Source organism: Arcicella sp. GW822-FHT02H01, from assembly GCF_058802005.1.
Genome location: NZ_JBXANT010000001.1, coordinates 957,468 through 972,923, shown reverse-complemented (window position 1 = coordinate 972,923; position 15,456 = coordinate 957,468). Strand labels below are relative to the sequence as shown.

Sequence of the window (15,456 nt, the reverse complement as noted above, 5' to 3'; positions counted from 1 at the left end):
TGTAGGCATTGAAACTCATTTGTGCGGCCGAAACATTTACAAGATCATCATGTCTGAATCGAACCGTGTAGGCATTGAAACGTAAAACGGACTTAATATTGCCGAAACGTGTCTGGGTCTGAATCGAACCGTGTAGGCATTGAAACTGTTTATATCGTTTTCATGGTTAGCGATTCATAAACGTCTGAATCGAACCGTGTAGGCATTGAAACGTGCAATCTGAATCCCGACTCACATAGCTATAACTGTCTGAATCGAACCGTGTAGGCATTGAAACGCATTAACTAAATTATTTCTAAACATTTCAACCCAAAGTCTGAATCGAACCGTGTAGGCATTGAAACGTCAATTTCTTCAAAAGTGAACGATTCGCCTCAGCGTCTGAATCGAACCGTGTAGGCATTGAAACACACAAGCAACCTTGAAGACTGGATTGTTTTTACAGTCTGAATCGAACCGTGTAGGCATTGAAACTAGTTTTTCATGCTATTTTGTACGTTTTTACCGCTGGTCTGAATCGAACCGTGTAGGCATTGAAACTTCAGTCGGCAATTCTACATTACTGAAAAACTCTTCGTCTGAATCGAACCGTGTAGGCATTGAAACTCCTGAATGTCAAAGAGTTATAGTCACATAAACTACGTCTGAATCGAACCGTGTAGGCATTGAAACAGCCTCATAATCATACATTTCGCTAGACTTAACTGTTGTCTGAATCGAACCGTGTAGGCATTGAAACTACGGTATCAAAAAGGTGCAAAGCGGTGGAAATGGTGTCTGAATCGAACCGTGTAGGCATTGAAACAGATTTTGATTTGCAGTTAAATGATGATGAAGGTAATGTCTGAATCGAACCGTGTAGGCATTGAAACGTGTTTTGAACATTCATCAATAAATTCGTATGTTTCGTCTGAATCGAACCGTGTAGGCATTGAAACAACAAGGTTTCTCCCCTTCATAATAAGCCACAATGTCTGAATCGAACCGTGTAGGCATTGAAACTTTTAGCCGTTTTTGTCTGGCTAGGATGGCGTTTTGTCTGAATCGAACCGTGTAGGCATTGAAACTGTATAATTTCGTCGCGGCAATCTATAATATCTAGTCTGAATCGAACCGTGTAGGCATTGAAACAACCTAGACACGGAGGGGGTTAACGTGCTTGATAAAAGTCTGAATCGAACCGTGTAGGCATTGAAACTGTTGGAACGAAAGGAAACTAAAGACCGTATGCTATGTCTGAATCGAACCGTGTAGGCATTGAAACGTTTGGATAGGTTCAAATAAAACTGATACTGTTGTTCGTCTGAATCGAACCGTGTAGGCATTGAAACATGGCAGACATGACAGCAGGGCGAAACATTGCAGGAGTCTGAATCGAACCGTGTAGGCATTGAAACATGGTAAAAAAATGATAAATGATCTCTCTAAAGAGGTGTCTGAATCGAACCGTGTAGGCATTGAAACGAACCTTTTTCTAAGGTTGTTTTTTTGTTCGCAACGTCTGAATCGAACCGTGTAGGCATTGAAACGCGTAAACAGATAACTTGAAAGCTTCCTGCTTTCTGTCTGAATCGAACCGTGTAGGCATTGAAACATCTCCATAAACACTATGTACTTTTTCATCCACTATGCGTCTGAATCGAACCGTGTAGGCATTGAAACGTGAATTGTACACGTATCTCATTTCAATGCTATTCTGTCTGAATCGAACCGTGTAGGCATTGAAACCGAATATCACTTCTATCAACAGTTTTACTTTTCATTGTCTGAATCGAACCGTGTAGGCATTGAAACGACGAAATGATAGCAGTAATATCATAATCGTTTAGGGTCTGAATCGAACCGTGTAGGCATTGAAACGACGAAATGATAGCAGTAATATCATAATCGTTTAGGGTCTGAATCGAACCGTGTAGGCATTGAAACTCATACCCGTGATGAGGTCAGCAATTAGTAAGATGGTCTGAATCGAACCGTGTAGGCATTGAAACGAAAATCGTCAGAACGATGCTAGAAACTTTTTTGTGTCTGAATCGAACCGTGTAGGCATTGAAACTTCACATAAACTAAAACAGTCCCAGCAGGTGGGTTCAGTCTGAATCGAACCGTGTAGGCATTGAAACTGATATGTGATTTAAAGTATTTTAGAACTTATCGAGTCTGAATCGAACCGTGTAGGCATTGAAACTGGCTGAGATTATGGCTGATGCGGAGAATATGTTTAGTCTGAATCGAACCGTGTAGGCATTGAAACATTTTTATTATAGAGCTTAAATTTATCGTTGGGCGTCTGAATCGAACCATGTAGGCATTGAAACTTTGAGATTATAGTACTGATTGCGATAGTAACGCTGTCTGAATCGAACCATGTAGGCATTGAAACTCGTTGCTAATTCCCCTAACCGTTTCGTATTTGGTGTCTGAATCGAACCATGTAGGCATTGAAACTTTTGAGGTTAATAAGACTTTCAGTACACTTTTCAATGTCTGAATCGAACCATGTAGGCATTGAAACGCATAAGCCCCTAAAATTGAAAGTACATCTCCAACTGTCTGAATCGAACCATGTAGGCATTGAAACGCCAAATAAGCAGCACAAACCCCCGTATGTTTCCACGTCTGAATCGAACCATGTAGGCATTGAAACCCTCGTAAAATCTGCCTTTATCTGTACGGTCTTGTTGTCTGAATCGAACCATGTAGGCATTGAAACAATTGGCTAACCGTATTCGTAGAATTTTCTTTCCACGTCTGAATCGAACCATGTAGGCATTGAAACCCTCGTAAAATCTGCCTTTATCTGTACGGTCTTGTTGTCTGAATCGAACCATGTAGGCATTGAAACCCCGTTTGGGGGGAATGATTTTAAGCCGTAAATGTAGTCTGAATCGAACCATGTAGGCATTGAAACATATATATAAAATTTAAAAATGATACACTTTACAGTCTGAATCGAACCATGTAGGCATTGAAACTCCGTAAAAGTGGTTACACCCGAAGATGAAGCAGAAGGTCTGAATCGAACCATGTAGGCATTGAAACGCATTAATTACCGACGTTTGAATATTATCAAAAACAGTCTGAATCGAACCATGTAGGCATTGAAACTCGCTTAACTTGGCATAATATATGCCCTCTGGTATATTGTCTGAATCGAACCATGTAGGCATTGAAACTCACATATTGAATCATCTGTTGAGAAATTACAATCGTCTGAATCGAACCATGTAGGCATTGAAACAAGCGTTAAGCGTTGACGATTTACGTTTACCTTGTTGTCTGAATCGAACCATGTAGGCATTGAAACGTAACAACTGAAAGCGTAAGAGGCTGATATTTATTTAAGTCTGAATCGAACCATGTAGGCATTGAAACTCGGTAGCATCAAAAAGAGCATTGATTCTTTCTTCATGTCTGAATCGAACCATGTAGGCATTGAAACTTTTCAAAACCACTTGCTGAATGCTTTACCGCATCAGTCTGAATCGAACCATGTAGGCATTGAAACGTTTGCGGGGTCTGTCCAGTCGTCGAACCCTTCGAGGTCTGAATCGAACCATGTAGGCATTGAAACAAACAGTACCTGACTTATAAGTATTTACAATATTTGGTCTGAATCGAACCATGTAGGCATTGAAACTAATTTACCCGCTAAATATGTTTTAGGTTTTACGGTAGTCTGAATCGAACCATGTAGGCATTGAAACTAAGCAAAATTAATCTTTTTCATATCGCTACTATTCGTCTGAATCGAACCATGTAGGCATTGAAACTTGTACGTTGGTCGGTATAGATTTCCGTACCATCTAGTCTGAATCGAACCATGTAGGCATTGAAACTCAAAATTGAAGGTACAGAAGGGGAAATTATTTGTGTCTGAATCGAACCATGTAGGCATTGAAACATAACGCTTTCTTTTGGTCGTTAATGGTCGCTTCTAGTCTGAATCGAACCATGTAGGCATTGAAACAAAAGTAACCAGTAAAGTCCATCGCCAATTGTGCTTTGTCTGAATCGAATCATGTAGGCATTGAAACATGTAGGTAAAAAGGCGGAATTTGAATTCCATGAAGTGTCTGAATCGAACCATGTAGGCATTGAAACGTCTTTTTTCAATGTAAAAGAAAGGTTATCCGTAGCGAGTCTGAATCGAACCATGTAGGCATTGAAACGTGGATAATACGTTTTAGATGATGCTATACGGCTCGTCTGAATCGAACCATGTAGGCATTGAAACTTTCGTGGGATAAAACAAAAGCCCTGATGTGCATAGTCTGAATCGAACCATGTAGGCATTGAAACTTGTCTGAAATGTCTTCAGTATCATGCTTTGTAAAGTCTGAATCGAACCATGTAGGCATTGAAACTTTGTTACTGTATCGTCATACGATTTGAACCCGTTCAGTCTGAATCGAACCATGTAGGCATTGAAACAAAATCACAACGGGTTTAGTGTTAGGGGTGTTGATAGGTCTGAATTGAACCATGTAGGCATTGAAACTTAACCGTGGGTTTACTTCCGAACTGCGCGAAGTGTCTGAATTGAACCATGTAGGCATTGAAACTGAAAAAACTATTTTTAATACTCTTTCTCTTTACAAGTCTGAATCGAACCATGTAGGCATTGAAACATGTTGCCTATTACTTTAACCTTCGCATCTGCTGAGTCTGAATCGAACCATGTAGGCATTGAAACTTCCGAGCATAATTCTCTTAAACCAATCTTGCTTTGTCTGAATCGAACCATGTAGGCATTGAAACAAGTCATACGCAACCCCCTCAACATACCCCGTTATCGTCTGAATCGAACCATGTAGGCATTGAAACTATTATATCACTGCAAATGGTGTGAGAATTCGTTCTAGTGTCTGAATCGAACCATGTAGGCATTGAAACCTTTCTCTTCCTCCGTTACTGCCTTTGTTTTTTGAAGTCTGAATCGAACCATGTAGGCATTGAAACCATTATAGTGGTGGCAATTCTACTTTCGTTTTTTGTCTGAATCGAACCATGTAGGCATTGAAACTTTGTTCTTTTGATGAAAAAGGGAACGAGTGTTAAAGTCTGAATCGAACCATGTAGGCATTGAAACCGGCTATATAGTCGGGTCTGTTAGCCTCTTCTCTTACAGTCTGAATCGAACCATGTAGGCATTGAAACAACCCTGCAATTGAATTAATAAATTCAAAACTAGCAGTCTGAATCGAACCATGTAGGCATTGAAACACGGTTAACGATAATATATTTGTTAACTTGATATTCTGTCTGAATCGAACCATGTAGGCATTGAAACAAGTAACTAAGCAATTTTCGTAATTATTGCCGTCTGAAGTCTGATTCGAACCATGTAGGCATTGAAACGTGAATTTTCTAAAAGCTTATGATTTCATTTATTACGTCTGAATCGAACCATGTAGGCATTGAAACAAAAATCTGACCGTTGTTGCCATTTCTTTATTTTAGTCTGAATCGAACCATGTAGGCATTGGAACTATAATACCTTCTATCGTTTCTTGTGCTTGGGACAGTCTGAATCGAACCATGTAGGCATTGAAACAGTAGTAATCCAAAAATAGGTGAGCTTGATGTTGTAGTCTGAATCGAACCATGTAGGCATTGAAACTCTTGGGTGGTCTTTTGTTTCAGTTCTAAAACTGTGGTGTCTGAATCGAACCATGTAGGCATTGAAACATTTTCTTGCTTAGAATAGAACTCTAATTGCTTTTCGTCTGAATCGAACCATGTAGGCATTGAAACGAGCAATGGATAATACTTCTAAGCGTGTGGGCTTCTGTCTGAATCGAACCATGTAGGCATTGAAACCTTAGCTGATGTTGAAACGGTTGGGACTGTTACAGGGTCTGAATCGAACCATGTAGGCATTGAAACTATTTCAATATCATCTTCAAAACGATGATGATATCTTGTCTGAATCGAACCATGTAGGCATTGAAACATACAAATCGGCAAAAGATTTAACAAAAATTCCACGTCTGAATCGAACCATGTAGGCATTGAAACATTTTATGCAAAGGGACACGATAAAAACGTGCTATGTCTGAATCGAACCATGTAGGCATTGAAACTTGAGAACCGCTTAACGGTCTCGCAACATTGAAATGTCTGAATCGAACCATGTAGGCATTGAAACATATCTGTTACTGGTTTTTTTACTGCCATCGTTATTGTCTGAATCGAACCATGTAGGCATTGAAACAAAAGACACAAGAAAGAGATATGAATTTGAAATGACTGTCTGAATCGAACCATGTAGGCATTGAAACATAACAATTCCAGCAATGATGGCAATGCCACCTGCACGGTCTGAATCGAACCATGTAGGCATTGAAACACGGATAGCGCGCCCGTAATAGTCGTACAAAATACGTCTGAATCGAACCATGTAGGCATTGAAACTCTGGAAGCCAAACCCTTTGCTTGGTCATACCCACGTCTGAATCGAACCGTGTAGGCATTGAAACTCCAAGAAAATGTACCATCTTTCTTTTTGTATATCGTCTGAATCGAAGCGTGTAGGCATTGAAACGAAGAAGCGAGCCATATAACCGAGGCAGTTGACACGGTCTGAATCGAAGCGTGTAGGCATTGAAACGATAGTGTTGACACAAAAGCTTTTGATAATTATGCAGAGTCTGAATCGAACCGTGTAGGCATTGAAACGTCCAAACTCCTAAATCAACAATTTCCCCTTCACTGTCTGAATCGAACCGTGTAGGCATTGAAACCTCATTGGTTTATTCAAAGGAACCTTTTTACCTTGTCTGAATCGAACCGTGTAGGCATTGAAACTTTATAGTTGTAGTTACTTTGATGTAGTCATTTACAGTCTGAATCGAACCGTGTAGGCATTGAAACGTGGTTGTACCACCTGCACCACAAAAGAGATCTATTATTGTCTGAATCGAACCGTGTAGGTATTGAAACCGTGCTAGCGGGTACGGGTGTAACTGTTTTCTTTTGGTCTGAATCGAACAGTGTAGGCATTGAAACTAAGGAGAATTGAATTTAACCTTGTCAAAATTGAATAGTCTGAATCGAACCGTGTAGGTATTGAAACTCTGGGAGTGAAAATTCTTTAAGATTGACTAAATCCTGAAGTAAAAGATTTAAATCATCTAATAAAAGCAAAGGTTGTATTTTGATAATGATACAACCTTTGTTATTTATTCAACATTACAAATAATAAATAGCATACTCATTAGGTTGCCCTTCATTAATCAATGAGCTGTATACCATAGCTCCATCTATCAAAAAACCCACTACATTTGGATAATTTGAGAGGTCAACATTCTTGTTTTGCTGATACACATCAACCCATGTTCCAGAAACTTGGAAACGACCAAGTTTTAATTTGACATTAACCCCTGCACTGTTATATTCAACCTGTGAAGGCACTACAACATCTACATACTCATTCACTTCAAAAGAATAAGTGAGACCAGCAGTGTACAACACTGTTCCGTTTGCTAGAAAGGCATAACCACCAATGGGCAACGATTGTCCATTGTACACTTTATAAAGCAATTGTCCACCATTGTACGTGAATCCAACAATCTGTTCAGAACCACCCGAAATTACAGGGACGTTTGTTCCACTTCCTGTGGCAGTACCAGTATTATAATTAGTATTAGTGCCTGAGCCAGTATTAACATTATTACCTGTACTTGTATTACCTCCAGATGGATTAGAGGTTGGCAATTTGACATTAAAAAACTCTGCAACCTTACCTAATAATGTGGTGGGTTTAGTTTTCGTTTCATTTGTAGCAGCAACATCTGAAGTACTTGCAGTTGTACTTGCATTGTTCTTCTTAATCATCAAAATAAAATAGACTACAGCTCCTATTAAAGCAATAGCTATGGCAATAAATAATCCTTTTTTCATGTGTCTAATTTGGTCAATAAATAAACCTCTAACATGACCAAAATTAAATGATAGAGGTGTTTATTATTTAGAATTAGACTTCTGTATTGATGGTATTTTACTGCATTACCTCCCTTAATTCAAAGATTGAAACATTGATAGTATCAGGAGGCGTTTGTAGTCTTTTTTGAAAGCTAAAACCATTTTCGTCATAATGATAATCAAGGACACTTTGCTCGCAATTGAAGGCTTGAAAATGTAGGATAGCGACTAATCTTTTAGATTCATTGACAATTGAGAGTACAGGGGACAATTTAAACTCTTTCCAGTCCAAGCCATCTATGTATTTTGGAACTGAGAAATTCGGAACAGTGAGATAATTAACTTTAGTTCGTTGGTCGGTATAAATCTCTGTTTCATCAATTAAATCACTCACAGATACCAACCGATTGCCTACAGCGTGTTTTTGCCAACAAAGCCTTTTAACCACTGCTTGTTGAGCCGCCACTCCTGTATAATCTTTCCTACTTGTTTCATTCTCGTTTTGAGCAACATATTCGCCTTCTGAGCGATTAATAGGAACAATCACGTTAGTAGCATCCCAGTTATAAAATTTAGCACCTGAGAAGAACGCAATCATTGCATTGTATTGAACCATACGAATAGGAAGAGCGTAACGACCCATCCCATCATTACTTTGTTTTAATAACGTATTTCGTGGTTGATTTTCAGCGACATGACCATAATAATAGCCATTGCCTCCTAAATTAAAAACGCTTGTCTGAAGGCGTAATGTTTTGCCATTCAGATGCCTTTTATTCACTTGAATACCAGCTGCAATATGAGCAGCAGGGTGTAAATATGAAGGGCTTTCTAAGCCGAAGTGACTTAAAACTGAAATATCAACACCTGCAAAGTTTTTAAGAGGCGTATTGTCGATATTTAGCAATATTGCCCCTTCAGGCAAACCTGATTCATATTTCGGATAAAATTCAAAAAGACATTCAATGTAGGGCAAAGTATGCAAACTTTTACCCACAAGACCAGTAGGCAAATGCTTATCAATAGCATTTTGGGTCATCGTCACAGGTTGTGTCCAGAACGATGTTGGTTGGTCAGTATAATGATGCCTATGTACGCCAAATCCAACATGTTGAATAGGCAAAGCCTGATATAACAAAGTGACTTTAGTATAAGCTTCGCAACCACTTTTAAATTGTTCGTACAAAGCTACTAACCGATTAGCAAGGTCGGTATCAGGTAAGTTGAAAATGCCATTTTCGATGTCTAAATCCACATTGCCAATTTCTGCTTTTGTTGCTGAACCACGGAAAAATGTAGCAATATTTCCAGACATTTCACCTCCGATATAATTATAAGCAGCATAATCAACGCTTAAAATATCAGCAGCAGTAGCACCACTGTAAAGCTTTAAATTTGGTTGAGCAGCATAAGAAACTGCACGTTTCTTAGCAGGGATTGTTGATATAAAATTCACCTGCTTATTGTTAATTTGTATCTCAACACCTTCTATCATAACACCGTGTGCAAGACTAGAATAACCCTTTCTAAATGGACTTCCTATTTGTTGTCTAAAATTGGGACCAGCATACAAATTTGAGAAAACAGGCTCGTTCGTGACTGGATGCAAAGGAATATCAAAATCCCCTAGAAAATCTAAGTTGATTTGATTCAACTTTTGCATGATAGGAACGATAATATCAGCTACGATATAATCAACCACATTGTTAACTACATTAACAGGAGGGTAATACACGAAGTCAGGATAGGTCGCTACAACATCTTGTATATCATCCATACTTATCAGACTACCTTGAGTAGTAACCAAAGCCGTGGGCTTTTTCTTTTTAAACTTTAAATAATAGAACACAACGACACCAATAAGTGCAGCGATTCCCAATCCAATAAATACAATTTTCTTCATTTTGTCTAATGGTCAATAAATACACCTTTATCACGACCAAATTAATGATAGAGGCTTTGTTATTGTTTGATTAGACTTTTTGCAACTTATTAATAGTTTTATTTGATTAATCGTAGCCATTCTTTGATGTATTTAAGATGAATAGATTCAGAATTAAATACTGCTACAGTTGTAAGATGATAGTTCGAACAAACATCACAGAAATAATACCGACATGGCGTTTTATCTCTGTGATGTTCATCAGACGTAATACCGTTTAAAGCCCTTTGAGCAGCACCTTTTGTCGTAAATTCTTTTTTACGACATTTAGGATGCCTTCTTCTCGTTTTGTGTCTCTTCATCTCCTGTTAATAAAAATTTATCTGACAAGTATTTCACTACAGCAGGAACTAAGAGGTTTTTATGTGGTAAGTATCCCAAGTCAATCATTGTGTGCCAATCCTCTCTTGTAATCCACAGATAGAAGGTTTGCTTCGACACATTTAGTTTAGTAGCGAAGTCTCCGAATGAACATGGTGAATACTTTTTCTCGAAACTTAATGCCATTATTCACTCTCCATTTTAACTAAAAATCCTAAAACAATGCCATCACTAATCGTGATAAAATAAGCGACTGGGAAACCTGACATCAACTCTGTCATTAAACACATCCTAAAATTGAGAGCCTCAAATCTTCGGTCAAGATACTCTAACATTGAAGCATTTAGATTTTCAGCATCTTCAACAAGATGTTCAAGGAAAAAGTCATGAGCAGGAAGGTAGCAGGCATTTTCAGTGCTGAGAACTTGGATTGTTTTTTGATGAATAAAATCAAGTGAAACACTACCATTTTCAATTATTTCAACACTTTTAATAAAAGGTTGTAATTGAATTTTATTGATAACATTTACTAAATCATTCAATTTTTCGTGGTACACATCTACAGTGGTCATAATTAAAAACTATCTAAAGGAGTTGAAAGATTTAGTGATTGATATTGTTTCCTGAACGCAGGGTCGGCAATGTATTCTATACTTGCGTAATGATAGAACTTTGGATTATCGTCACGAGCAGTAATAATTTCATTCATTCGTACCAAGGCATCCTTAATCTTCCCAAATGGTGCTACTCTTGTAGCTTTATTTGGGAATTCTGATTGAGTATGTTTGACAAAAAACACTTGGGTATTATCGTACAAAACAATCGGTATTTCAGCAGGAGCGTGCATATTCTGCAATAAGTCTATACCATTGTTCCTACTGTTCCGAATCAACTGTTTGTATGATGATGGAGGATTAACAGAGATATAACTAAGGGCATCCTCAATCACAACACAGCAATTAAAAAGGTAGAGGTTGGCATACACGCAAAATTTATCAAATTCAGCCGTTTGCTTGTTACGAGCCTTGTCGGGGTCAATACTAATCTGAACTTTAACAATCTCATTTCTTTCTTGAAATCTATCCTTATTCTCACCCCATGCCTTCATGTCAGAAAGCTTGATAGCTTTAATGTCATCATAGTCTTGTTGACGACCCGTGTCAAGCAGTAAAACAGGTTTTCCTTGGCACTTTACCATCGTCTCAATAAAAATGCTTTACCACGGTCGTTTTGCCCGTTTTCATGTCCCCAATCATCGTTATGTTTACGGCATCCCGTTCTGGTATTAACATGAAGCGATATATATTAAGCATTTTTCTGAGATATAATTTTAAGTACTGTTTTAATAATTAAAAGCTTTGCTGTAGTGCCAAGGATGATGATTGCAGCCTGTCCTAACGCTTCCCAAGGGCTTAAAGGTGTTACCTGATTATCCTTGTTTTTTTGCTGAAAATCATAGAGGAAAGATTCATATAACATCTCTGTAATATCATCTTCAACTACATCTAATTGAAGGTTCAACATTTCAGATTCAAATTCATCTACACGAGCTTTAACAGCATAATACTTGGTCGGTAGAGCTAAATTTGAACCTTCTGTTTCAGCCTTCTCAATTTCAGCATTCCAGTGATTCAAGTAGGCTTTATCTCCTTTGTTCAAATATGCAAAAGCCACACCCATTTTTGAAGCCATCTGGATGATGGACAACAACTCTGACCACATCTTAGATTTATTCTTTGCCCTGTGTTCTAGTTCATCATCTGAACGTTTAGTATTTTCAGCTACAGGAGATGGAGGCAATAGATTAGGCGTTTCATCAAAAGAAGTATAATGACCTTCTTCGTCATCATCTACGATTGGCGGTGGTACTACCTTTTTGGGCAATTGATAGATGGGTGACACTATACTTTCTACAGTATCACGCCCTAGCTCAATTGCCTTGTCAATAGCCGAATCTTTAATCCTTTCGGCTATTGACAAGTTGAAATCATTATTCATTCGTTGCTAATTTCGCCAAATCGTCCTCAGTTAGTAGATTGGCATCTCTAAGAAAATTTATTACTACTGGAGAACCGAAAGCAGCTTTAGAACACCATTTAGCCATAATATCGCCTAATGGAGCCATATCATCATGAACCTGCTGCAAATCAAAATCAATAGCCTTTCCTCCATCGTCAAAAGCATTATTCAAAGCAGAAAGTAACATTTCAATTGAAACTTGTAATGCAGCACCAATTTTAAAAGGTTTATCAGGATGCTTATCAAGTACATCTTGATAATGAGCAAGACCTTCAGGCGTTAAGAGGTTGCCTTCAGGTGTTTTGCCTTTTTTAAGGCATTCTTTAGCTTCCTTAACCTCATTATTGATTTTCTGTGCATTATCATTTAAAGCCTTAATGCCAAGCTTAACTATTTTTGTTGCGAAGTGAACAATAGATGCCGTTGTGTATTCCTCAAGGTGGATTTGACCATCAGCAGTTACAACACCTTGTTTTTGTAAAAGCGTAATCATTCCCATAAAGACTTTATTAAGGTCGTTATAGTAAGCTTCACGTTCAGTAATAGCTTCTGTTCCGTTCTGCCAAGCTTTTTCAAACTCGCTAGTGGATTCTATTTCGGAATAAACTTTTTCCACAAAAATTACATTCTGAGACAATGCTAATTCGTCAAGAATTGATTGATTCAATTGCGTATCACTAGAGATACAAACTACATACTTATGCTTCATTGCTTTTTGATTTTGCAAGCTTTTTAATTTCTTGCTGTTTAGTGATTAATTCCATGTGGCGTTGGTAACGTTCTTGAAAGAACATCTCAACGGTATCAAAGTCTTTTGGTAACTTATGACTTTTTACAATTGAGATAATTTCATCATAGGTATCCTTTAAAGCACACGAAAGGGTTTCTGGAAGGATATTAACAATATAGTCTTTGTAACTCTCTTGAACCGATTCGGAAACACTTTCAATGCCTTTTCTAAGACTTGATATAGTGGCATTTGCCTTGTCTAGTTCTCTCTGTTTTTCCTCAAGGGTTACTTGTAAACTTTCTTTTGAATCAAGATGAGATTGCGAAATATTAACCAGTAGCTTTTCAGAATCTTCAACAGACTTTTTGTCCATCGAAAGCCTTAAATTTTCGTTTACAGCTTCGTTGTAACGCTGTTTTAATTCTGATAACTCATTTTTCATGAGTTGAAGCCCTAAAACATCCTCATGATGACGCAAGACTTCGGAGCAATATCGGCTAATTGGGATGCCTCCTAATTTGGTAATAACAACAAGGTCATTAAAGAGGGCTTTATCAATCCCGACAGGCTTTAAAACTACCTTCTCAGATTTCACTGGTTGTGCCTTCACATATTGTATAATTTTTAATAGTTGTGGTTTAAGAGGCTCAATGTGTTCCTTTTCAAGTGGTAAATCTGCAAATTTAGCTGGCGGATTTAAAACAGTATCACCTCCGTTTAAAACTGACTCTGATTCATTTAAAACTGGTATTAAAGAGTTTAAAACTGGCGTTGGCGGATTTAAAACCCCATCACCTTCGTTTAAAACTGGCTCTGACCCGTTTAAAACAGTTTCACTTAATTTGCTTGATTCAAATACAGATTGACCAACATCAAGCCCCCCAATAGAGGGCATATTATTAAGAGTTTCTACAGGTAATGCTACAACTGGAGGAGTTTCGTTTGCTACACTACTGATTGCTTTCTCAAAATCGCCCATTTTACTGACCAATTCTGGATTTTGCGGAAGTTTATTCGGAATTTCAGTGTTTTCCGTAGTGGTTTCTTGATTAAGATTCATCAATATCGTGCTTAAATGTTATTTAAGGGCAATTTAATGTATTTTACATTATTACGCAAAATATTTTAAATAATAACTATATTTTGTTAAAATGAGCAAAACGAAGGGTTAGGAGGGAAGAAAAAGGCTTTAAAATCCATTAATTACTATTCTTACTTTTAAAAATTTGATTAAAAAAAAGTAAGATTTTGTTTTTTTAAAATTAAAATGCTGAAAATCAATAAGTTAAAAACTTAAAATTACTTTTATTACTATTCTTACCATTTTGATAAATAAAAAAATATAAAAAGTAAGATTTTAGGTAAAAATACGAACCTTTATATATATACGTCTATTCAAAAGGCAAAGAAAAACCCCAAGAGGTTGGAGGCTCTTAAGGTTTTTAATAGTTTAGCAAGAAATGAATATTGTTCGATAACTTGATGCTTATTCAATAGTTGGGAAAAGCTCTCTGTATCGTGTTAAAGTAACTTCTTCGCAATCGGATGGTATTTCGACTTTCCATTTCTCATTAGTCGAAAACCCAAAGTATTCATCATGTGTCCAACCAAACCCAATGTGTCCTGTAAAGTAATCAAAATTAATAACCATGTTCAACTCTTCATGTGATACCATTGGCATCTCGTCAATTTCTGCCTTGATAGCTTTGCCAATCGTTGTACGGTTGTCTGGCATATATTCGTTGGTGGTATCTTTAAGCTTTTTCCACCCTTTACCTGACGGTTTTTCCTTAAATATACATGATGAAATGCCACCAAATACCGCCCATGTACTTGGTCGCCATTGTTCAAAACCATACTTTAGTGCTATTTCGTGTTGGCTGTCTTGAGCCTTGTCTTTAATTGCTAATACTTGTTGAAACTTTTTACCTGTTTCGCTGTCTTTTTTTGTGATATAGTACATGATGATATTGTTTGAAATTTGATTAAATTGTAATTAGTAAAAACTAGTACTGAAAGGAATTAAATAACCTTCTCAGTATTTCCACTTTCCTGTAATTTTGATACGTAAACGCAAGGTTCTGTAGGCTCTATTCCTTCCATTTCGTCACCCCATAAATCGTGATTGTGATAATGATTAATTTCGCCCACATCAATCATTTTTGGTCTGTCATTGCCATAACAAGCTTGATTAACCAATTCAGATGCTTGCTTGATTGAGAATGCCGGAACATAAATCGTCATGCCTTTATAGTTGCCGTGACCTCTACCATTAAACTTCCTTAGTTTTTTCATTCATTCAAAATGTATAAAAGTCAAGTGTTTCTAGTAAGGCTTTTTAATTGTTTGAGCCTCTTAATCCAAGTACCTCCATAATTGATGCTGACTTCTCTATATTTGATGTGTCTTCATCGTCAATAATATGGATAAGTTGAACCGTTTGATTTTCAGCAATTGAATCCATACCCGTTCCGATAAAAATTTCTTTAATTACTTGTTGAATTGATACTATCATCAT

12 protein-coding genes and 1 CRISPR repeat array (1 of these 13 cut by a window edge) are annotated in these 15,456 nt (G+C 37.4%); all 12 genes read right to left on the bottom strand.

Going from position 1 to position 15,456, the window contains the following annotated elements:
- Positions 1 to 7,078: a CRISPR direct-repeat array (repeat unit 30 nt; unit sequence GTCTGAATCGAACCATGTAGGCATTGAAAC); it reaches 614 nt to the left of the window's first position.
- Between the two features lie 116 nt (positions 7,079 to 7,194).
- Positions 7,195 to 7,905 carry a hypothetical protein gene (locus tag AC1RNE_RS04175; protein ID WP_492799775.1) on the bottom strand — a complete coding sequence of 237 codons (711 nt, stop codon included), beginning with the start codon at positions 7,903 to 7,905 and terminating at the stop codon, positions 7,195 to 7,197.
- A gap of 97 nt (positions 7,906 to 8,002) precedes the next feature.
- On the bottom strand, positions 8,003 to 9,829 hold the full coding sequence (locus AC1RNE_RS04170) for a hypothetical protein (RefSeq protein WP_492799774.1): 1,827 nt from the start codon (positions 9,827 to 9,829) through the stop codon (positions 8,003 to 8,005).
- Between the two features lie 98 nt (positions 9,830 to 9,927).
- Positions 9,928 to 10,170, bottom strand: coding sequence for a hypothetical protein (locus AC1RNE_RS04165; RefSeq protein ID WP_492799773.1), 243 nt, complete (start codon positions 10,168 to 10,170; stop codon positions 9,928 to 9,930).
- Positions 10,136 to 10,375 (bottom strand): helix-turn-helix domain-containing protein, encoded by a 240-nt coding sequence (locus tag AC1RNE_RS04160; RefSeq protein WP_492799772.1) that lies wholly within the window; start codon positions 10,373 to 10,375, stop codon positions 10,136 to 10,138. The genes AC1RNE_RS04165 and AC1RNE_RS04160 overlap by 35 nt, the downstream gene beginning before the upstream one ends.
- Positions 10,375 to 10,761, bottom strand: coding sequence for a hypothetical protein (locus tag AC1RNE_RS04155; RefSeq protein ID WP_492799771.1), 387 nt, complete (start codon positions 10,759 to 10,761; stop codon positions 10,375 to 10,377). Before AC1RNE_RS04155 ends, AC1RNE_RS04160 begins: the two co-directional genes overlap by 1 nt.
- Positions 10,762 to 10,763: 2 nt before the next feature.
- The gene (locus AC1RNE_RS04150; protein ID WP_492799770.1) at positions 10,764 to 11,387 is read right to left on the bottom strand and encodes a hypothetical protein; all 624 of its coding nucleotides are present in this window, start codon (positions 11,385 to 11,387) and stop codon (positions 10,764 to 10,766) included.
- Between the two features lie 107 nt (positions 11,388 to 11,494).
- Entirely contained in the window at positions 11,495 to 12,187 is a 693-nt protein-coding gene (locus tag AC1RNE_RS04145; RefSeq protein WP_492799769.1) for a hypothetical protein, read from the bottom strand.
- Positions 12,180 to 12,917: a hypothetical protein gene (locus AC1RNE_RS04140; protein ID WP_492799768.1), complete on the bottom strand. Its 738-nt coding sequence runs from the start codon at positions 12,915 to 12,917 to the stop codon at positions 12,180 to 12,182. Before AC1RNE_RS04140 ends, AC1RNE_RS04145 begins: the two co-directional genes overlap by 8 nt.
- Complete coding sequence (locus AC1RNE_RS04135) at positions 12,907 to 13,998, bottom strand: hypothetical protein (protein ID WP_492799767.1); 1,092 nt, start codon at positions 13,996 to 13,998, stop codon at positions 12,907 to 12,909. Before AC1RNE_RS04135 ends, AC1RNE_RS04140 begins: the two co-directional genes overlap by 11 nt.
- A gap of 426 nt (positions 13,999 to 14,424) precedes the next feature.
- Entirely contained in the window at positions 14,425 to 14,901 is a 477-nt protein-coding gene (locus tag AC1RNE_RS04130) for a hypothetical protein (protein ID WP_492799766.1), read from the bottom strand.
- A 59-nt stretch (positions 14,902 to 14,960) separates the two neighbouring features.
- The gene (locus AC1RNE_RS04125) at positions 14,961 to 15,233 is read right to left on the bottom strand and encodes a hypothetical protein (RefSeq protein ID WP_492799765.1); all 273 of its coding nucleotides are present in this window, start codon (positions 15,231 to 15,233) and stop codon (positions 14,961 to 14,963) included.
- A gap of 43 nt (positions 15,234 to 15,276) precedes the next feature.
- The gene (locus AC1RNE_RS04120; protein WP_492799764.1) at positions 15,277 to 15,456 is read right to left on the bottom strand and encodes a hypothetical protein; all 180 of its coding nucleotides are present in this window, start codon (positions 15,454 to 15,456) and stop codon (positions 15,277 to 15,279) included.

Coding starts and splice junctions, on each gene's coding strand:
- AC1RNE_RS04135 (WP_492799767.1), bottom strand. CDS start 13,998: ATGAATCTTAATCAAGAAACCACTACGGAAAACACTGAAATTCCGAAT.
- AC1RNE_RS04175 (WP_492799775.1), bottom strand. CDS start 7,905: ATGAAAAAAGGATTATTTATTGCCATAGCTATTGCTTTAATAGGAGCT.
- AC1RNE_RS04155 (WP_492799771.1), bottom strand. CDS start 10,761: ATGACCACTGTAGATGTGTACCACGAAAAATTGAATGATTTAGTAAAT.
- AC1RNE_RS04160 (WP_492799772.1), bottom strand. CDS start 10,375: ATGGCATTAAGTTTCGAGAAAAAGTATTCACCATGTTCATTCGGAGAC.
- AC1RNE_RS04130 (WP_492799766.1), bottom strand. CDS start 14,901: ATGTACTATATCACAAAAAAAGACAGCGAAACAGGTAAAAAGTTTCAA.
- AC1RNE_RS04120 (WP_492799764.1), bottom strand. CDS start 15,456: ATGATGATAGTATCAATTCAACAAGTAATTAAAGAAATTTTTATCGGA.
- AC1RNE_RS04145 (WP_492799769.1), bottom strand. CDS start 12,187: ATGAATAATGATTTCAACTTGTCAATAGCCGAAAGGATTAAAGATTCG.
- AC1RNE_RS04170 (WP_492799774.1), bottom strand. CDS start 9,829: ATGAAGAAAATTGTATTTATTGGATTGGGAATCGCTGCACTTATTGGT.
- AC1RNE_RS04150 (WP_492799770.1), bottom strand. CDS start 11,387: ATGGTAAAGTGCCAAGGAAAACCTGTTTTACTGCTTGACACGGGTCGT.
- AC1RNE_RS04165 (WP_492799773.1), bottom strand. CDS start 10,170: ATGAAGAGACACAAAACGAGAAGAAGGCATCCTAAATGTCGTAAAAAA.
- AC1RNE_RS04140 (WP_492799768.1), bottom strand. CDS start 12,917: ATGAAGCATAAGTATGTAGTTTGTATCTCTAGTGATACGCAATTGAAT.
- AC1RNE_RS04125 (WP_492799765.1), bottom strand. CDS start 15,233: ATGAAAAAACTAAGGAAGTTTAATGGTAGAGGTCACGGCAACTATAAA.